We start from the raw sequence: 19,027 nt of genomic DNA on the forward strand, positions 1-19,027 counted from the left end.
ATCGTTTCCGCTCGACTTGCATGTGTTAAGCCTGCCGCCAGCGTTCAATCTGAGCCATGATCAAACTCTTCAGTTAAAGAACTTGCTCACTCAAATCGTATTACACTAACTATAACTTAATCGATTCATTGCCTAAGCAACAAACCAACATAAAGCGATTGCCGTGTAGACTCTCGTAAGACTTCAATTTTTTTGACCAACTACCTTCCGGTAAAACCGAATGGCGATGATCTTCTGAAGACTCCAGCGAGCGCCCACACAAATTATCTGATTATCTATTTTAAAGAGCGTCTGACGTGTTGGTCGACTTACTTAGCAAGCTAAGTTGCAAACTGTTGTTTGCGTCGTTGTCCGTGTCAGTGGGTGCGTATAATACATCGTAAAAATTCTAGCGCAAGGGCTTTTTTAAAGTTTTTTGATAGTTTGTTAAAAAATCTAACCACATATCAAAAAAGACGCCGAAGCGCCTTTTTTGTAACCTAAGTGAACGTCCTATTAAAGAACAAAAAGATGATGCTTTTTCTTGCCTAGCTTCACTAGGAAGTACTTATTGTAGTATCCGTTTTCTGCTGCAAAGATACTCGCCGCGTCCATATTATTATCTAGACCTTGTGCTTGCCCATTAACTACAACCGAATTACGCTGCAATGCATCTTTTACTTGTTTGCCACTTGCTGCCAATCCAGCATCAGCCAATAAAGAAGTTAATGGCGTAGCGGCTAGGTCAACCCCTTGCAATGAGCTACTTGGTAAACCATCCAACTGAATTTGCTCTAAATCTTGTTCACTTAGATCATCAGCCTGACCACTAAACAAAGCTTTGGTAATACGCTCTGCAGCTTGCAACCCATCTTCACCATGAACCAATTTTGTAGCTTCGCGCGCAAGAATTGATTGCCCTTCAGGTTTACCTGTACTTTCTTGGTCCGCCTTTTCAATCGCTTCAATGTCTTCAAGGCTTAAGAAAGTAAAGAATTTGAGGAATTTATAAACATCTGCGTCTGATGTATTCATCCAAAATTGATAGAAAGCGTACTGACTGGTTTTGGCTGAATCCAACCAAACCGCACCGGATTCTGTTTTACCGAACTTAGTACCATCAGACTTTGTTACTAGAGGAACCGTCAAACCGAATGCTTGTGACTTATTCTGACGGCGTGACAAATCGATCCCACCAACAATATTTCCCCATTGATCGCTACCACCTACCTGAATCGTACAATCGTAAGCGCGATTTAATTCAGCAAAGTCCATACCTTGTAACAAAGCATACGAGAACTCAGTGAATGAAATACCAGCACCTTCTCTATTAAGACGCTGCTGTACTGATTCTTTGTTGATCATGGCATTAACTGAAAAGTGCTTACCAATGTCACGCAGGAAATCTAGCATGCTCATTTCACCTGCCCAATCAAGGTTATTCACTACCTTTGCTGGGTTTGGCACATCATCAAATTTTACGAACTGACTGACTTGACCACGGATTTTTTCCGCCCAATCTGCCACTACATCAGAGGTATTCAACTGACGCTCTGCGGCTTTAAAGCTTGGATCACCAATTAAACCTGTTGCGCCACCGACTAGAGCAATAGGGTTATGCCCCGCATCTTGAAAACGCTTTAGCACAAGCAAAGGAACAAGATGCCCTAAATGCAGACTATCTGCAGTTGGATCAAAACCACAATAAAGCGTACGACTTCCACCAGCTAGATGAGATTTAAGCTCTTCTTCTGCCGTCATTTGGGCGATTAGACCACGAGCCTGTAAGTCTTTTAAAAGGTCGTTACTGCTTACTGTCATTTGTTAGATCCATTTCCTGAGAGTTAGTTTGATTAAAGCATTCAATTATAAAAGTAATGTTGGTACGATTATAAGGCTTTAATAAAGAATTTTGGGTACTCATTTTGTTTAAACTTATACCAGCGAAGCATCTTTTACTGATCGGCATTGTCTGTGCCTTTCTAGCAATTGTGTTTTTTGCTTTTCCAACAGACGCATCAAAAGACACGCAGCACATTTCCTTAACAATAACGCCACAAGTTATTAAGGAATCTGAACTGACTTTATTTAAGAGCGACTCGTCCTCATTAAGTAGCGTCAATACTCAGGCTACCGACAGTTCGCCTTCTGGTAATGGCTCAGCCTATGTTATTGATAATAAATCAAATAATAGTGGTGACTCTCATCAAGATACAACAAGTTCAAAACAATCATCACCCATTAATTCGAGCCCAACATTCACTCTAGAGAAACACTCAGTACAAATTAAAGAAGGCGACTCCCTTTCTAAAGTACTGTCTAGCTACAAAATATCTGCCAATGATATTTACAAGGTATCCAGCGCTGATAAAAAGCAAAAAAGCTTGTTACGCATGAGGCCAGGACAACACCTTGAGTTTGCAATAAAGCAACCATCTGGCTCACTCCAACATTTAAGTCTGGTGCTAAATCGACTGCAAAGCATCAATTTCGAACGCAAGGACGATCAATTCGAGCGCGGTGAAACCAGCCGAACGCCGGATATTTCTCAAACCTACAAAGAAGCGGTAATCAATAACTCTTTATTTGTGGACGGCATGAATGCAAACATTGATCAGCCCCTCCTCATTGAGCTGGCGAATATTTTTGGCTGGGACATCGATTTCGCTCTCGATATTCGTAAAGGCGATCGCTTTAGCCTGCTATACGAAGAGAAGTTTTTAGATGGTGAAAAAATTGCTAATGGAAAAATTCTTGCCGCACAGTTCATTAATAACGGCCGTACTTTTCAGGCTATTCGCTACGAGACGAAAAAGGGAGCGAGCTATTACACCCCTGATGGCCTCGCAATGCGCAAAGCATTCATCCGAACACCTGTAGACTTCACTCGAATATCATCCAAGTTCAATCCGAACCGACTGCACCCAATATTCAAAACTAGTCGCCCTCATCGTGGCGTAGACTATGCCGCGGCCAGCGGCACACCCGTTAAAGCAGCAGGAGATGGCAAAGTCTCTTTTGCAGGCAAAAAAAATGGTTACGGCAATGTACTTATTATCAATCACGGGAAAGGCTATCAAACCCTATATGCCCACCTACGCGGCTTTGCACGTGGCATGCGTAAGGGTAAAAAAGTGAACCAGGGGAGCATTGTTGCCTATGTTGGGCAAACCGGCTGGGCAACAGGGCCACACCTTCATTACGAGTTCAGAGTAAATGGCGTCCATAAAAACCCTGTAACCGTGAAGTTACCCAATGACGATCCAATGCCGAAAGCAGACTTAAAGAAATACCTACCTTATGCTCAAGCTGTGGTTGCGGATTTGACGAACTCCAACTCTGCAGAGTTTTCACAAAGATTAGCCCTACTTAAAGATTGATAGTCCGTAAATAAGACAGACTATCGCTAGGTACATAAATAGTAGACAAAAAAAAAGCAGCCATCAGGCTGCTTTTTCATATAAACAGAGCGACTAATATTAGATAGCGCCGTTTACGAATTCAGTTAGTTGAGACTTAGATACAGCGCCTACTTTAGTAGCAACCACTTCTCCGCCCTTCACAACTAATAGCGTTGGAATACCACGAACATTGTACTTTGGCGCTGTTTCAGTGTTTTCGTCAACATTTAACTTAACCACTTTAACTCGGCCTTCAAATTCAGCAGCAATATCTTCCAATACTGGTGCAATCATTTTACAAGGTCCACACCAAGGTGCCCAAAAATCAACAATAACAGGTACATCAGAATTCAATACTTCTTCTGAAAATTGAGCATCGCTAATGTGAGCTATTTTATCACTCATAACATTTTCCTTAAAATCGGTTTTAACTAATGAATGAGCCTAGTGTAACACTAAACTATTTGGGTAAAAATAAGTTCCATCTACTAAGGCAATAGAAAAACACTATAACAGCAGCGAACGCACTGCTTCAGGCAACTCCAATATAGAATGTACTTCAGAATCTGAGCGCAAGGACCATTGATCATCCCAGCGCCGAGCACCGTGCCGGTTAAACCAAATACTTTTAATTCCTGCTCTAGCAGCTCCTGCAACATCATCAATAGGATGATCGCCAATGTGAACCATATGTTCTACCGAGACACCCGCCCTCTCTGCGGCCATCGAAAACAGCCTGCTGTCTGGCTTAGCAACACCTACTTGATCGGCACGAATCGCGAAATCGAAATACTGCCCAATACCAACATAAGGATGAAATACATCCGCATTGCCATTGGTAATCGCAATCAGAGAATAGTCAGACTGAAGACGTTCGAGCACTTCTTTCACATGCGGGTACAAATCGACTTTTTGACGCCATTCAGAAAAATAAGACAGCGCAGCTTGAGCCACCGAATCCGCTTCTTCTGTCGGCAACCCAAACTGCTTCAAGGTGTTTTTATATACTTCATAGCGAGCCGCTGAAATATTGGCCAACAAAGAAGGCTGTTCATCAATTAGCACTTTTCGAATATCTTGTCGTACCGCAAATGGGTAACGCGAATTAAAGCCAGGGAAGCGCGCCTCAAACCAAGTCTCCATAGCGTATTCTGCTCTCACGATCACAGGATCAACATCCCATAATGTGTTATCTAGGTCGAAAGCGACTACTTTTTTCATGATGACAACCTTTGAATTAATACACTTAGTAATTCTGCCGTGTATTCTAGAAACAAGGTCTCTCTTTCTTTAGAGAAGATTTTTTCCGACTCTGCCCCAAGAACTAACAATCCAGCCGTATATTTTTTATCACCATGAAGGTGAATCATTGGAAGCACGGCGTGGGAACGAATGCTCGCGGCCTCTTCCTGAAACAAATAAGCCAATGCTTTTTTTGATAAAGTACCACAAGCTGATTTTTTCATTCGAGAAGCATTAGTAAGATATTTTGACACATCCTCTGTTGAGCAGCCTCGAATAGAAGACCCATGATCATCGCCAAAGAGCAAAAAAGTATGATGAGAAGCAGCAAAATCATCTCTTACCATATCGTCAACTATAACGGCGAACTCATCCAACGTAGCACACTTCAAACCAGCCAGAATAAGTCGTCGAGTTTTTTGCATGATGGCCTCATTTTCACGAGCCACCTCGACTAAACGTTCAAATTCCTGACGATAGCCAACCGTAGATTTTCTTAATAAATTGACTTGATATTCAAGCAAAGAAATTGTGTTGCCATGAACTGGATGCGGAAGCGTTAAGCTTTCCAACAACTCAGGATTTTTCACAAAAAAATCCTGTTTATTTGATAAATACTGAATAACGTCCGCTTCGTTCATAACACCTCTATAGGTAGATCTGTCCTTCAAAAACTTTCTCTGCAGGACCTGTCATAAGAATGGGGTGACCCTCACCTTGCCATTCAATATGTAAATCGCCACCGCGCAAATGCGCTGTCACCTTATGACCTAACCAACCTTGCTTAATGCCAGCGACTACAGCCGCACAAGCGCCGGTACCACAAGCTTTAGTTTCACCTGCACCACGTTCATAAACACGAAGGTTAATTTCGCCTTCGTTTAGCACCTGCATAAAGCCAACATTGACCTTCTTAGGAAACCTTTCATGACACTCTATCAGCGCACCTACCGTTAAAACTTCATCGTCTTGCAATGCATCAACTCGTAACACAGCATGCGGATTGCCAACAGAAACCGGCGTGATTTCATAATCTTGACCACCAGCACTAAGCGGATATAACGCGGCAGAAGGTTCTGCGATAAAAGGCAAATCCTTAGGCTCAAAACGCGGCATTCCCATATCAACGGTTACCAACCCGCCATCCACAACGCGAAGCTGAATTGGACCACCTTTCGTTTCAACGTTAATAACGCGTTTATTCGTTAGTTCGCGATCCAACACAAATTTCGCAAAGCAACGCGCACCATTACCACAATGCTCAACTTCAGACCCGTCCGCATTATAAATACGATAGCGAAAATCCATATCTGGATTGGTTGGCGGCTCTACCATTAATAATTGGTCAAAACCGATACCAAAGTTACGATCGCTTAACCGCTGTATTTGTTTTTGGTTAAAAAACACTTTTCGAGACACGGCATCAACAACAATAAAATCATTGCCGAGACCATGCATTTTTGTAAATTTTAATAACACAATAGGCTCCTTAGTCGGGCAATACTTGCTCGCCGGCTAATTGATGCTCTATCGTTTCACGAGCGCGTATAAGATACGTTTTATCGCCATCTACCATTATTTCAGCCGCACGGTTGCGACTATTATAATTTGAAGACATGGTAAAACCATAAGCACCAGCAGAGCGCACTGCCAATAAATCACCTGACTGAATATCCAACTCTCGATCTTTACCTAAAAAATCCCCAGTCTCGCAAATAGGGCCTACCAAATCATAGGTACGAACGCCTTCCGATGTCGGCGCAAGAGAAACAGGCACAATATTCATCCAAGCACCGTACAAAGAAGGACGAATTAAGTCATTCATAGCACCATCAATGATCGCAAAATTCTTGTGTGCCGTGCATTTTAAAAATTCAACTTGAGTCAATAAGATACCAGCATTCGCTGCAATAGAGCGGCCTGGCTCAAACGCTAAAGTAACATTACGACCCTTTACTTTTTCTAAAATAAGCTTGGCATACTCAGCAGGCTCCGGCGGCACTTCATCGCGATAACGCACGCCTAAACCGCCCCCTAAATCAAGGTGCTTAATCTCAATGCCAACGCCCGCCAACTGATCTACCAAACCAATTAAACGATCAAAGGTGTCGAGGAAAGGTTTCAATTCTGTCAATTGAGAGCCGATGTGACAATCCACGCCCATGACGTTTAAGTTTGGTAATTTGTGAGCAATTTGATAGATGCGAACCGCATCTTGAATATCGATACCAAATTTATTTTCTTTCAAACCGGTCGAGATATACGGGTGTGTTTTTGCATCCACATCTGGATTTACACGCAGTGACACGGGCGCAATTTTACCCATTTCGCCAGCGACTTGATCCAACCGATACAATTCAGCCTCAGATTCCACATTGAAACAATGGATACCCACTTCCAACGCTCTACGCATTTCTACCGCTTGTTTCCCTAAACCAGAGAACATGACTTTGGCTGGATCTCCGCCAGCTTTAAGCACGCGCTCCAATTCGCCGATAGAAACAATATCGAAACCCGAACCTAATCGAGCAAGCACATTCAAAATAGCAATATTCGAACACGCTTTCACAGCATAACAAATCAACGTTGGGTGGGATGAAAACGCTTCCGAATAAGCCGTGTAATGTCGCTCTAAGGTTGCTCGAGAGTAGACATAACAAGGGGTTCCGTATTGTTTTGCAACATCAGACAATGCGACATTTTCAGCTTGCAACATCTGGTTTGAATAATTAAAAAAGTCCAAAGGGGTATCCTCAATTAGTAGACGATTCTTGTTGTGACACAGTCTTATCAGTCGGCAAATAAAGCGCGCCTTTATTACCACACGCTATAAGAAACGTAGCTAGGATAAGTACTGTAAGCCATTTGAACATCGTCTTAATCTCTTCAATTTTTGATGACAACAGTATACTGGTAGGCTAAGCGTTTCCCAACCCTCGTGCACTATTAATAGCAATATTCTTTACTAATAATATAACCACTCAGGGCTTGAATTTACTATATTTGCGTCAATTTATAGAAAGATGAATATTTAGACAGGGGGTCGTTATTTTCAATCGCAATTGGGCAATCGCTTTGATTCAAAAAAGCAAACAGCACATCCCTGCTTGGGTAATTGCACTTATTTTCGCGCTTGCCCTGCACGCTATTGCTATCGCCTCAATCTACTCAGCAGGCTGGTTTGCGACTAAAGACATTAAAAGCACAGCAATAACCCCAAAATTAGAAATCACACTTGTTGCTTCAAAAGAACAAACACACCCCTCAACAACGCCAGAAGTAACGAACGAAACACCTTTAGAAACAAGAACTCCAGAGGCTCCCTCTAAAAACACCAAGACACAGGATGAGAAAGACCATTTTTTCAACACTCAACCAAGCGATAACCATGTCACCCCAAATGACCTTCAATCGCAATCAACTACCAAGGTTACAGATGATTCACTATTAGATCATGACAACGCACAGCAAAATCATGGCGATGTATCAACGAAATCATCGGTGTTAGATTTATCCAAAATTTCGCTTTCTCCAGATATTGATGATGAAGTGACCGAGAAAATTTTCTCTAAAGAACTACAGAAAAAAATAGCCGCCTCTAAACAAGCCCAAAAAAACTATTTAAAAGGGACAAAAAGAGAAACCAGTTACCCAATCACTGAGGACGCTGACGGCACACGTTATGTCAATATAAAAGGGGTTTGCTGGCGAATGCCCAAGAATTCAAGTAACAATAGAACCAACAGCGGCTGGGCTATTGTTTTTGATGGCTGTGGCTTGAAGAGTAAATCTTTTAACTTTGAGCTAAATATCAGCCCAAGTATGTTAACCAATGAGTTACTTGGGCCTGACTCACCCTTTACCCTAGAAAAATAAAAACGGCGCCTAATGCGCCGTTTTAATTACTCACTCTAGGAAACAATAATTAGCGCACGGCTAACTCCTGCTTAGCGCGAGTTACCGCTTTAATGACTTGAGCGGGAGCGGTTCCACCAATATGATCTCGAGCGGCCACTGACCCCTCTAGCGTTAATACATCAAAAACATCTTGCTCTATCATCTCGCCAAAGCTTTTCAGTTCTTGCAAGGTCATTTCAGAAAGGTCTTTACCTTCTTTCACGCCATAACCAACCGCTTTACCTACCACTTCATGAGCATCACGAAAAGCAGCACCTTTACGAACCAAATAATCCGCTAAATCAGTTGCGGTGGAGAAACCACGACGCGCAGCTTCATACATGTTGTCTTTACGAGACTCAATGGCTGGAATCATGTCCGCGAAAGCACGTAACGACCCTCGTAATGTATCAACAGTATCAAACAGCGGCTCTTTGTCTTCTTGGTTGTCTTTGTTGTACGCCAAGCACTGAGATTTCATTAATGTTAATAGCCCCATTAGGTGACCATAAACACGACCTGTTTTACCACGCACTAACTCTGGTACATCAGGATTTTTCTTTTGCGGCATAATCGACGAACCAGTACAAAAACGATCTGGTAGGTAGATGAAATTAAACTGCGCAGATGCCCACATCACCATTTCTTCTGCCCAACGAGACATGTGCATCATGATAATGGAAGCTGCTGAGGTAAATTCGATAGCAAAGTCACGGTCACTAACCGAGTCTAATGAATTATAAGTTGGGCGCTCAAAACCTAACAATTCCGCTGTCATATTACGATCGATTGGATACGTAGTACCAGCCAGTGCCGCGGCACCCAATGGCAAAATATTAATACGTTTACGACAATCAACTAGACGCTCGTAATCACGCTGCATCATTTCGTACCACGCCATCAAATGATGACCAAAAGTCACAGGTTGAGCCGTTTGTAAGTGCGTAAAGCCTGGCATAATAGTATTAGCTTCTTTTTCAGCCAAACTCAAAATACCCTGCTGCAGACGAGTTACTTCTTCTAGCAAGAAATCCACTTCATCACGCAGGTACAAACGAATGTCCGTTGCGACTTGGTCATTACGTGAACGACCGGTATGAAGTTTCTTACCAGTAATGCCAATTTTTTGAGTCAATCGAGCTTCAATGTTCATATGAACATCTTCTAATTCAATCGACCAAGCAAATTCACCGCGTGCGATTTCTTCTTCGATTTCAGTCAAACCTTGAATAATCTGATCACGCTCTTCTTCCGTCAAAACGCCAACACTAGCCAGCATTTTGCCATGGGCAATTGATCCTTGAATATCTTGTTTGGCCATTCGTTGATCAAACTCAACAGAAGCCGTAAAACGTGCTACAAAAGCATCAACAGGCTCAGAAAAACGACCACCCCATTGCTGGTTCGTGGTTTTATTAGTATCAGTCATTCAATCGGTTCCCACACAAATTCAAACAGCTGCCAAGAGTACCTCAAGCGCCCATACATATAAAGCACAGAAGGATGACGCCCCTACTCTTAACGAGTATGATTAAGCTTATATATCAACGAAGAATACTTTTTCTTCCGAAGTCTTACTAGGAGTATCTGTGAAAGAGAAAATTGTGATTGCTACGCGTGAAAGCCAACTCGCCCTATGGCAAGCCAATAACGTTAAAGCCCAATTAGAATCACTCTACCCAGAGATCAAGGTTGAGTTACTTGGTATGACGACCAAAGGCGATCAAATTTTAGACTCGCCTCTTTCCAAAATTGGAGGAAAAGGTCTGTTCGTAAAAGAGCTCGAAACCGCCTTACTGGATGGTCGCGCAGATATCGCCGTTCATTCGATGAAAGACGTTCCTATGGCATTCCCTGAAGGCCTTGGCCTTGCGGTTATCTGCGAACGAGAAGACCCTACAGATGCATTTGTATCTAATAATTTCAGTTCAATAGATGAACTGCCTCTTGGCAGTGTCGTTGGCACCTCCAGCCTGAGACGATCTAGCCAGTTACGCATGAAAAGACCGGATCTTGTAGTGAAAGACCTTCGTGGCAACGTCAATACTCGACTACGAAAACTAGATAACGGCGAATACGATGCCATCATTCTAGCGACTGCGGGGCTATTGCGACTAGAGATGCAAGATCGCATCAAACTAAGAATTCCTGACAGCATCAGCTTACCTGCTGGCGGCCAAGGAGCCATGGGGATTGAGTGTCGTTCTGATGATTTAGAACTTTTAACATTACTTGAGCCTCTTCAACATGAAGAAACTGCGATTCGAGTCACCGCGGAACGCGCGATCAATGAGCGCTTAAATGGCGGTTGCCAAGCTCCTATTGCTTGCTTTGCTACATTAGATGGCGACCAGTTATTTGTGCGCGGCTTAGTTGGCAGCCCAGATGGAAAAACCATCATTGAAGGCGAAATCACTGGTCATAAAGATGACGCTAAGCATTTAGGCGTTCAACTCGCAGATGATTTACTAAAACGTGGCGCTGACATTATCCTAGCCTCTATTTACCATTAATAACAAAATAGCGAATAAAGGCAACTAACCTTGGTGAGTAAATTAAACATTCTAATCACCCGACCTGAACCTGAAAACGCACTTAGCTGCGAAAGAGTAATTCGGCAAGGTTTTCATGGCATTGCTCTTCCAATGCTAGATATAGTACCTATTAACGACACAAGGAAAGTCGCCGCCATTCGCTCACATGTTTTCAATATTGACGAATATCAATACGTGATATTCGTCAGTAAAAATGCGGCTAGAGCAGCGGCAGAATGGATTTATAATTGCTGGCCGATGCTGCCTATTGACACTCATTGGATCGGAATCGGGCAAGGCACAACTGAAGAATTAATTAAAGAAAACATTCCCGCTATCGCCAACCCTGGCCATACAAGCGAAGCACTTTTGAAATGGCTAAAGCCTGCAAAAATGAGAGGAATGAAAGTTTTAATAGTTCGCGGGGAAGGGGGACGACCAGAATTAGGCAATCAATTAGAGCAAAGAGGCGCACAAGTACGTTATCTTTCCCTTTATGAACGAAAAAAGCCGGTTTATCAGGCTCAAACCTTCGCATTACTACCTGATATTGACCTAATATGGACAACCAGTGGCGAAAGTTTAATAAACTTAAATAGTTACATAGAACAATATAAGCCCAGCCATAAATCACTGTTAATTCTAACGCCAAGCGAAAGAGTGAACAGATTGGCAAAGGATATGGGGTGGCAGAATGCGATTTGCGCGAATGGCGCAGATGACGCGAGTCTTATAACGGCGACGGAATTTCACACAGGACACAAGAATGATAGAGATCAATAAGAAAGCCTCAGAACCTAAAACGGCGATTGACGAAGAATTTAAAAAAGACACATCAGAGCCGTCAAAAAAGAACTCTGGTGGAACGAAAGACCCTGCCGCCCTTAACAAAACATTAATAGCCACTTCGCTCGTTATTTCTTTGATTGCTTTAGGCGCTGCGGGTTGGTTGTTTTATCAAAGTGAACAAAATAATACTCAAGCCAAGTTAGCCGCCTTAAAAAATCAGCAAGATAATTTTAATTCAGAACTTAACGCACACAATAATACCTACAATCAGCTCACTAAACTTTCCGATCAAGTTGCTAAATCAGAGCAAAACACCAAACAACAAACAAGATCGCTACAAGCTCAACAAACCACACAGCAGAACCAGTTGATTTCGCTTGAAAATCGCATGCGCCAAATAAACAGTGCGAGCAAAGAAGACTGGAAACTAGCAGAAGTGGAATACCTTGTTCGCTTAGCCAATCAAAGACTACTGCTTGAATCTGACCTTAATGGTGCCGAAGCATTATTAAGCAATGCCGACAGTATTCTTGCTGAACTGCAAGACCCTCTCTTCTTTGATGCAAGAAAAGCCATTGCGCGTGATATCCAAGCACTAAAATCAACCACACACTTTGATGTAGAAGGACGCTACTTACAATTAGGCGCGCTTTACGACCAAGTAAGCCAGCTGCCGCAACGCGAACCTTCTGAAAAATGGTTAGAAGCCAATAAAAAAGAGCAGCAAAGCAAATTAAAACAAACGACTGCCGAAGTAAGTAGCACACTGGCAAAAATATGGGACTCTATTAAGTCTCTTGTTGTTATAAACTACAATCACAAACCGATTAAAACGTTATTACCACCAGCCGAATATCAAGAGTTAGTCACTGGGCTACAATTACAAATTGATGTCGCCCAAGTTGCTATGGTGAAAGGCGAAACATCTATCTATCAAAAAGCATTATCTCGGGTTGCCAATGCCATCACCGAACATTTTGATACTCGATCTCAAAGCGTCATTGCCTTCATGACCAGCTTAACCTCATTACAACAAGTTAATCCGGCTCCAGAGCTCCCTCTACCCAGAGACTCTCTCAATGCCATGAAAAAACTTATGAAAGAATGGAATACCCGCTCTATTCCAAAAGCTGATTCAACGCCAGATACAACCCCCTCTACCTTGAATGAGCCTCCACAAGAGAGCACAAAGCAATCAGCAAAAGATAAAGTCACACCACTTTCAGGTGAATCTGATAAAAAAATCACTGAAGACAAAGCGGCAGGAGAACAAGCATGAGAAAGCTTCTCTTTATTCTTGTCATCGTGATGGCAATTGGTGGCGTACTAGGATTACTAATGCGACAAGACAGTGGTTATGTCTTAATTGCATACAACGGTATCACCATTGAAACCAGCGTATGGGTGTTAGTTGCCGCTTTGATTGTTGCCCTATTCGTATTAAGTTGGGTGAAACGCATTCTTTTCATTATCCTTAGACCGAGCAACTCCCTGTCTAGGATTACAGATAATTTGGCCAGTAAACGCGCCACAAAAAACACAATTCGAGGCATGCTTGAGCTGGTCGGAGGTAACTGGCGTAAAGCTGAGAAGCTATTAACAAACAGTGCAAACAATGTCGCTTATCCCCTGATAAACTACATTGGTGCCGCTTATGCAGCTAATGAACAAGACGAACACGAACGCTCTAAAGCCTTATTAAGAACAGCACACAAATCCTCACCCGAGGCTGAATTTGCCATTGGCTTCGCACAAAGTCAGATACAAATGAGGCAAGGGCATTATGAAGGTGCTCTCGCTTCTTTAATTCGTTTACAAAAATTAAAACCAAAGCACAGACAAATCTTAAAAATGTTAGTTGCCGTTTATACCAAACTGAAAGACTGGGATGCATTGCTCGAACTCACTCCAACACTCAAAAAAGAAGGCATTTTCGATAACGACAACATGCTTGAATTGGAGAAAAATGCGTTTTTGGCTTTATTAAATAAGATAACCTTCCGCAACAAACTAGGTGAAAGCAATAAAGAACTTGTCACTGATGTAGAAAAATTATGGAATAAACTAGATACGCTTTCTCAAGATGACCATATGCGACAACTGTATACTCAAACACTTATTAGCTTTAAAGATGAAGAAAAAGCAGAAAGCTTTATTCGCCATAGTTTAAACAAAAAATGGTCAAATGACTTAATTTATGAATATGGAAACCTACGCGAACTAGCGGCAAAAAAACTGTTAGCTAACTGTGAAAACTGGCTTAAAAAAGAAACCAGTAGTGCCAATTTATTACTTGTATGTGGGCGCTTAAGTCAATCGCTTCGCCTTTGGGGAAAAGCCAAAGATTACTACGAGCAAGCTTTTTCATTAGACAGCCAAAATGAAGCCCTTGCTGAGCTAAGCCGTCTACTCAAAGCAATGGGGGACACGAAAGCAAGTCAGGACATTGTAATGGTCAGCCTTAACCAAGCGAGTAATCGACTGAAAACACTACCACTTCCTCAAGAACATTAATTTAGGCACCATGTTATTGTTTCCTAATAATGAGACTCAAAAAAAGACCGTTACTAATTAATTAGTAACGGTCTTTTTTCTAAATAGCCTGCTTAAGCAATTTATCTGAAACGCACGACAAGTTCATGCAACTCTAATGACACTGCTTGTAATTCACGAATGCTATCACTGGACATATTAGCTTTAGATAAACTGTCCGTCGCCAGATCCGAAATTCGGACTATTTGCGAATTAATATCTTCAGACACATGAGCTTGCTCTTCAACCGCTGCCGCCATTTGCGTTGCCATATCAGCAATAGTATCAACACCAGAAACTATCGACTGCAATGTAGACTCCGCTTCTAGCATTTGCTTAACACCCGTCTCAGCATCTAGCTTGCCTTGATTAGCCGTGTCTACCGAGCGCTGAGCACCGCTACGTAAGGTTTCAATTATTTGATGAATTTCTTTTGTAGAACCCTGAGTTCGCTGAGCAAGCTGCCTAACTTCATCGGCAACAACAGCAAAACCGCGACCATGCTCTCCTGCGCGGGCAGCTTCAATGGCTGCGTTTAGGGCCAGCAAGTTTGTCTGCTCAGCAATTTGGTCAATCATCTGTGCAACTTGAGCAATTTTCTCTGATTGATTCGACAAATCAACTACGGTCTCACTAATCTCATTTACCGTAACGCTCAATTCTTCTATAGAATGTCTCGTCTGCTCAATAAATACACGGCCTTCTTGCGCAGAAACTAAAGAGGATTTAGCACTATCAGCGGTATTTTGTACATGTGATGACACATCGTTGATCGTCATTGTCATTTGATGCATAGCCGCTGCAACATCTTGTGTTTCAGTCTGCTGTCGAGTCATTTTCTCCGTTGACTCAACCGTCAAAGACAAACCAATAGTAGACTTTTCCGACACCTTGGATGATTCATCTTCTATTCTGGTCAATACCGTTTCTAATCGAGCCTGCTGGCTTTTTATTCCTACTTCCAATATTCCTGTCGCTAATCCACTATCTGAATAGCTCATCGCCGCTAAAGGATGCATGAAAGCTGTTGCTAACTTTTCTTTCAGAGAGCGTTCTTGCTGATTTTTACTGAATAACGACAAGGCATTACCCAATAGACTAAAAGCCAATAAAGCGCCTAAACCATAAGCCATACCGCCCATTTTCCAAGCAGTAGCGCCAAATACCATGCTCAGTAATAGCAAGAGTATTAGCTTAGAAAAAGCACCACTTGACGTAATTTTTTTACCCGCATTAATGCGCGTATAAAGTTTATCTGCTCTTTTAACATCAGATCGAGCTGGAACCGTACGAACGGACTCATACCCAATGACTTTGCCATTCTCTGTCACCGGAGTCATATAAGCATCAACCCAATAAAAATCACCGTTTTTACAACGATTTTTAACCAAGCCCATCCAAGGTTTACCTTGCTTGAGATGCTCCCACATAATAGAAAATGCTTCTTTCGGCATATCCGGATGGCGAATCATATTATGTGGGCTACCAATCAATTCTTCATAATCAAAGCCACTAATTGCCACAAATGCTTTATTACAATGCAAGATTCGACCACTTAAATCTGTTGTAGAAATAAGCTTTTCCTTTGCATCAAAAGTTCTTTCATTATCAGTGGTGTGAAGATTTTTACGCATAGAACGCCTTTCCCTAAGACATGGCTATTATTTGATAAGATATTTCTTATCACTAGTTTTCTAGTTTCTGAAAGACGTTATTAATATTAAAAAAACAACTACAACCTCTTATTTAACCAACGAGTCATTATCGGAAGAAGAGAGGTTGGCAGCTGCAACGCTCCCGCAAGAGGAAGGAATGCAGGCCCCAATAAAGCACCTGCGATACTGTAAGTTAGTAGAACATTTCGATTACCTGAAGTAATGGCGGCAATAAGCGCCATTTCTTTTCCGCTACGCCAATACATAGCAAGCGAGACAAAGAAGAAAAGCACACATAAGCCAGTCGCTATAAGAAGATAATTAAGAGCGGCCATTGGATCTGTATTATAAAGAACCCTAAAACTTCCAATTAGTCCGAAAGGAAAAACAAATACGAGCAAAATAGTATAAGGCGAAATTTTCAGCAACATACGATCGAGCGCTTCTCGGGGAGCAAAAGTATGCACGACAAAAGAAAAAGCCATCGGCCCGAAAACAAATATGACTAATCGTAAAAAATACGCAACAAGATCAAGGTGAACGCTATCGCCTTGATAAAAAAGTAACGTTATAAAAATAACGACCGGTAGAAAAAGCGTAGTAGCTATCGTCATTGCCATCGCCTCGACGCTGTCAAAGCCAAGCGCCCTAACAATAGCAGGCGTTGCAAACAATGACCCTGTCGCAGCAACAGAAACCATCGCCAACTGAAGTGACGCATTAGCAGAAAAAAGCCAACCAATAGCACCGATAAAAAGCATGTAAAATACCGCGTGTAATAACGCATATCCCCAAATTTTTTTATCTCTTAACCTAAGGATTAACGCATTTTGCTTAATACCAAGCAATGTTAACGTCATAAGGGAGAACAAAACATAGGAAAGAAATGGAAAGATAGTGAGCGACAAAGAAGGGAGCAAAAAACCTAGAATAGCCGCCAAAAACATAAACAATAGGGAGTGGCGAATGAGGAAAGCAAACATGTAACTTACATCCTTGAGATATGAACTTTCAAATAGAAAGCTGAAATGATTATTTTTTACTATGAGAGTATATCTTATTTGCTTCTGGCAATTCAGCAATTTCGATAGGCCAGCTTTCGCGAGCTCGATCAAAAGCATCACGCAATTCCTTAAGCTCAAGGCTTGACGCGGATTTTTTTGAATTAGTACTTTCTACTCTTTCTATTTTCGGAAATAATATCAGATTATCATTCATAACCTTTCTCTATTGGTTCGCCCTCTAGATATCTATCGACACTCTATGGATAATCTTTAACAAACGCAATAATAGAGCCAATGGAATCCCTATGAAGTTTTTAATATCGCCAGCAAAAACGCTAGACATGACATCCTCTCCGAGTGTCACTGAATTCAGCCAACCTCAATTTTTAGAGCAATCGCAGCAGCTTATCAATACGATCAAGCCATACACTCCAGCACAGGTTGCGTCTCTGATGAAACTAAGTGACAAGCTATCGACACTCAATGTCGAACGCTATCAAGCCTGGGAGAAAAACCATACAACCCACAATAGCCGCCCAGCTATATACACATTTATGGGAGATGTTTATACCGGACTTGATGCCTATTCACTAAAAGACAACGACATTGCCTATGCCCAACAACACCTTAGAATCCTTAGCGGTTTGTATGGCGTATTAAAGCCATTAGATCTCATGCAAGCCTATCGCTTAGAAATGGGCACAAGACTTGAAAACCCTAAAGGATCAAACCTGTATCAATTTTGGGGCAACATTATAATTGATTCGCTAAACAGCGAATTAAACGACAATGAGCTACTAGTCAACCTTGCCTCTAATGAATATTTTAAAGCCGTCAATGTAAAACAGCTCAAAACCACACTAATTAGCCCTAATTTTCTAGATGAAAAAAATGGCCAGTTTAAGGTAATTAGCTTTTATGCGAAAAAAGCACGAGGATTAATGACTCGTTACCTGATTGAAAACCGCTGTGAAACACTAGAAGAATTAAAACAATTTGATCTTGCGGGCTATCGTTACGATGCAGAGCGCTCCTCTGAAAACACACCTATTTTTATTCGCCCAGAAAGCGCTCAGCCGCAAAAATAAAACCTTGATCTACATGGAGTCATTTAACTCCATGTAGATCAAGACCGATTATATTGGACGACAACCTTGAGTAATTCGATCATTTCCACCTAGGTCTTGATAGGTTTCCACCTTGGTGTAATTTTTTTCAAGAAAAGCCTGACGCACAGCTTCCCCTTGATCATAGCCATGTTCGAAGACTAAAAAAGCATCTTTTGATAAATACATTGGCGCGGTGTTAATGATATGTAAAATATCAGCGAGACCATGTTGCTCTGAAACTAATGCACTTTTAGGCTCAAAGCGCACATCACCTTGAGACAAATGCATGTCGTCTGGATCAATATAAGGCGGATTAGACACAATGAGATCAAATGTTTTTGCACTATCTAATTGATCAAACCAACTGCTCTGTATAAATTCTACATCTAATTGGTTGATAACCGCATTACGCTTAGCCAACGCCACGGCATCGTCAATCAAATCGACTCCGATGACCGTCGAGCTTGGGCTTTCTGATGCTAACGCAAGCGCAATTGCTCCACTCCCAGTACCTAAATCTAAAATTTGGTTAGCTCGACTCACATCAATCAAATCTAATGCAACTTCCACCAAACGCTCAGTATCTGCTCGCGGAATCAAGGTAGAACTGGCCACTTCCAGATCCAGTGTCCAGAAAGCCTGATGCTTAATAATATAAGCAATCGGCTCGCCCTGCTCTCGCCGACAAATTAACCTTTCAAATTCAGCAAGGTGCTCATCTGCCACTATTTTATCAGGCCAGGTGTAGAAATAAGCGGTCGTCACACCCAAAACATGCGCAAGCAAAAGCTGAGCATCCAGTTGTGCGGTATCAGAAACAAAAGTAAGGCGCTCGTAAGCGCCTTTTAGTAATTCATCAATTCGCATGTGCGATATAAACCCTAT

At 41.9% G+C, this 19,027-nt stretch carries 19 protein-coding genes and 1 rRNA gene; 7 read left to right on the top strand and 13 right to left on the bottom strand.

All coding sequences use genetic code 11. From position 1 onward, the window contains the following. Both V6259_RS13700 and tyrS read right to left on the bottom strand, forming a co-directional pair. Nucleotides 1–76: ribosomal RNA gene (locus V6259_RS13700) — 16S ribosomal RNA — on the bottom strand; the annotation flags it as partial. 419 nt (nt 77–495) lie between these two features. Beyond that, nucleotides 496–1,800: a tyrosine--tRNA ligase gene (gene tyrS / locus V6259_RS13705; protein ID WP_341584999.1), complete on the bottom strand. Its 1,305-nt coding sequence runs from the start codon at nt 1,798–1,800 to the stop codon at nt 496–498. A gap of 104 nt (nt 1,801–1,904) precedes the next feature. Here tyrS and V6259_RS13710 point away from each other — a divergent pair, with 104 nt between their 5' ends. Beyond that, on the top strand, nt 1,905–3,359 hold the full coding sequence (locus V6259_RS13710) for a peptidoglycan DD-metalloendopeptidase family protein (protein ID WP_341585000.1): 1,455 nt from the start codon (nt 1,905–1,907) through the stop codon (nt 3,357–3,359). A 99-nt stretch (nt 3,360–3,458) separates the two neighbouring features. Here the strand turns inward: V6259_RS13710 and trxA are convergent, their stop codons facing one another. The 6 genes from trxA to lptM all read right to left on the bottom strand — a co-directional run bounded on the left by trxA (nt 3,459) and on the right by lptM (nt 7,495). Then, nucleotides 3,459–3,785 (bottom strand): thioredoxin TrxA, encoded by a 327-nt coding sequence (trxA, locus tag V6259_RS13715; protein WP_341585001.1) that lies wholly within the window; start codon nt 3,783–3,785, stop codon nt 3,459–3,461. 102 nt (nt 3,786–3,887) lie between these two features. Beyond that, a complete protein-coding gene (locus V6259_RS13720) occupies nt 3,888–4,601 on the bottom strand; it encodes an HAD family hydrolase (RefSeq protein WP_341585002.1) in 714 nt (237 codons plus the stop codon). Beyond that, nucleotides 4,598–5,263: a DUF484 family protein gene (locus tag V6259_RS13725; protein WP_341585003.1), complete on the bottom strand. Its 666-nt coding sequence runs from the start codon at nt 5,261–5,263 to the stop codon at nt 4,598–4,600. The genes V6259_RS13720 and V6259_RS13725 overlap by 4 nt, the downstream gene beginning before the upstream one ends. 7 nt (nt 5,264–5,270) lie before the next feature. Continuing rightward, nucleotides 5,271–6,101, bottom strand: coding sequence for a diaminopimelate epimerase (gene dapF / locus V6259_RS13730; RefSeq protein ID WP_133011673.1), 831 nt, complete (start codon nt 6,099–6,101; stop codon nt 5,271–5,273). A 10-nt stretch (nt 6,102–6,111) separates the two neighbouring features. Beyond that, the gene (gene lysA, locus V6259_RS13735) at nt 6,112–7,365 is read right to left on the bottom strand and encodes a diaminopimelate decarboxylase (RefSeq protein WP_341585004.1); all 1,254 of its coding nucleotides are present in this window, start codon (nt 7,363–7,365) and stop codon (nt 6,112–6,114) included. Nucleotides 7,366–7,375: 10 nt separating this feature from the next. After that, nucleotides 7,376–7,495 carry an LPS translocon maturation chaperone LptM gene (gene lptM, locus V6259_RS20055; protein ID WP_133011675.1) on the bottom strand — a complete coding sequence of 40 codons (120 nt, stop codon included), beginning with the start codon at nt 7,493–7,495 and terminating at the stop codon, nt 7,376–7,378. A gap of 202 nt (nt 7,496–7,697) precedes the next feature. On the opposite strand from lptM, the gene V6259_RS13740 reads away from it, so the two are divergent. Next, nucleotides 7,698–8,498, top strand: coding sequence for a hypothetical protein (locus V6259_RS13740; RefSeq protein WP_341585005.1), 801 nt, complete (start codon nt 7,698–7,700; stop codon nt 8,496–8,498). Nucleotides 8,499–8,547: 49 nt separating this feature from the next. Here the strand turns inward: V6259_RS13740 and argH are convergent, their stop codons facing one another. Further along, nucleotides 8,548–9,948: an argininosuccinate lyase gene (gene argH, locus V6259_RS13745; RefSeq protein ID WP_133011677.1), complete on the bottom strand. Its 1,401-nt coding sequence runs from the start codon at nt 9,946–9,948 to the stop codon at nt 8,548–8,550. Between the two features lie 160 nt (nt 9,949–10,108). On the opposite strand from argH, the gene hemC reads away from it, so the two are divergent. The 4 genes from hemC to V6259_RS13765 are packed head-to-tail and all read left to right on the top strand — an operon-like array spanning nt 10,109 to nt 14,356. After that, nucleotides 10,109–11,032, top strand: a complete 924-nt coding sequence (gene hemC, locus V6259_RS13750; RefSeq protein ID WP_133011678.1) for a hydroxymethylbilane synthase — start codon at nt 10,109–10,111, stop codon at nt 11,030–11,032. Between the two features lie 33 nt (nt 11,033–11,065). Next, a complete protein-coding gene (locus tag V6259_RS13755; RefSeq protein ID WP_133011679.1) occupies nt 11,066–11,836 on the top strand; it encodes a uroporphyrinogen-III synthase in 771 nt (256 codons plus the stop codon). Then, a complete protein-coding gene (locus V6259_RS13760; protein ID WP_341585006.1) occupies nt 11,820–13,121 on the top strand; it encodes a uroporphyrinogen-III C-methyltransferase in 1,302 nt (433 codons plus the stop codon). The genes V6259_RS13755 and V6259_RS13760 overlap by 17 nt, the downstream gene beginning before the upstream one ends. Beyond that, on the top strand, nt 13,118–14,356 hold the full coding sequence (locus tag V6259_RS13765; RefSeq protein ID WP_341585007.1) for a heme biosynthesis HemY N-terminal domain-containing protein: 1,239 nt from the start codon (nt 13,118–13,120) through the stop codon (nt 14,354–14,356). The genes V6259_RS13760 and V6259_RS13765 overlap by 4 nt, the downstream gene beginning before the upstream one ends. A 101-nt stretch (nt 14,357–14,457) precedes the next feature. Here the strand turns inward: V6259_RS13765 and V6259_RS13770 are convergent, their stop codons facing one another. The 3 genes from V6259_RS13770 to V6259_RS13780 form a co-directional block, all read right to left on the bottom strand. Continuing rightward, nucleotides 14,458–16,008, bottom strand: a complete 1,551-nt coding sequence (locus V6259_RS13770) for a methyl-accepting chemotaxis protein (protein ID WP_341585008.1) — start codon at nt 16,006–16,008, stop codon at nt 14,458–14,460. 98 nt (nt 16,009–16,106) lie between these two features. Further along, nucleotides 16,107–17,012 (bottom strand): hypothetical protein, encoded by a 906-nt coding sequence (locus V6259_RS13775; RefSeq protein WP_341585009.1) that lies wholly within the window; start codon nt 17,010–17,012, stop codon nt 16,107–16,109. Between the two features lie 49 nt (nt 17,013–17,061). Further along, nucleotides 17,062–17,247 (bottom strand): hypothetical protein, encoded by a 186-nt coding sequence (locus V6259_RS13780; RefSeq protein ID WP_133011684.1) that lies wholly within the window; start codon nt 17,245–17,247, stop codon nt 17,062–17,064. Between the two features lie 91 nt (nt 17,248–17,338). On the opposite strand from V6259_RS13780, the gene yaaA reads away from it, so the two are divergent. Beyond that, nucleotides 17,339–18,121, top strand: a complete 783-nt coding sequence (gene yaaA / locus V6259_RS13785; protein WP_341585010.1) for a peroxide stress protein YaaA — start codon at nt 17,339–17,341, stop codon at nt 18,119–18,121. Between the two features lie 48 nt (nt 18,122–18,169). On the opposite strand, the gene prmC is transcribed toward yaaA, so the two are convergent. Next, nucleotides 18,170–19,009: a peptide chain release factor N(5)-glutamine methyltransferase gene (gene prmC / locus V6259_RS13790; protein ID WP_341585011.1), complete on the bottom strand. Its 840-nt coding sequence runs from the start codon at nt 19,007–19,009 to the stop codon at nt 18,170–18,172. Nucleotides 19,010–19,027 lie beyond the last annotated feature (18 nt).

Source organism: Marinomonas sp. TI.3.20, from assembly GCF_038155025.1.
In the GTDB taxonomy this organism is placed as follows: domain Bacteria; phylum Pseudomonadota; class Gammaproteobacteria; order Pseudomonadales; family Marinomonadaceae; genus Marinomonas; species Marinomonas flavescens.

Coding starts and splice junctions, on each gene's coding strand:
- V6259_RS13760 (WP_341585006.1), top strand. CDS start 11,820: ATGATAGAGATCAATAAGAAAGCCTCAGAACCTAAAACGGCGATTGAC.
- V6259_RS13725 (WP_341585003.1), bottom strand. CDS start 5,263: ATGAACGAAGCGGACGTTATTCAGTATTTATCAAATAAACAGGATTTT.
- lptM (WP_133011675.1), bottom strand. CDS start 7,495: ATGTTCAAATGGCTTACAGTACTTATCCTAGCTACGTTTCTTATAGCG.
- argH (WP_133011677.1), bottom strand. CDS start 9,948: ATGACTGATACTAATAAAACCACGAACCAGCAATGGGGTGGTCGTTTT.
- trxA (WP_341585001.1), bottom strand. CDS start 3,785: ATGAGTGATAAAATAGCTCACATTAGCGATGCTCAATTTTCAGAAGAA.
- V6259_RS13720 (WP_341585002.1), bottom strand. CDS start 4,601: ATGAAAAAAGTAGTCGCTTTCGACCTAGATAACACATTATGGGATGTT.
- V6259_RS13765 (WP_341585007.1), top strand. CDS start 13,118: ATGAGAAAGCTTCTCTTTATTCTTGTCATCGTGATGGCAATTGGTGGC.
- tyrS (WP_341584999.1), bottom strand. CDS start 1,800: ATGACAGTAAGCAGTAACGACCTTTTAAAAGACTTACAGGCTCGTGGT.
- prmC (WP_341585011.1), bottom strand. CDS start 19,009: ATGCGAATTGATGAATTACTAAAAGGCGCTTACGAGCGCCTTACTTTT.
- V6259_RS13775 (WP_341585009.1), bottom strand. CDS start 17,012: ATGTTTGCTTTCCTCATTCGCCACTCCCTATTGTTTATGTTTTTGGCG.
- V6259_RS13780 (WP_133011684.1), bottom strand. CDS start 17,247: ATGAATGATAATCTGATATTATTTCCGAAAATAGAAAGAGTAGAAAGT.
- yaaA (WP_341585010.1), top strand. CDS start 17,339: ATGAAGTTTTTAATATCGCCAGCAAAAACGCTAGACATGACATCCTCT.
- V6259_RS13770 (WP_341585008.1), bottom strand. CDS start 16,008: ATGCGTAAAAATCTTCACACCACTGATAATGAAAGAACTTTTGATGCA.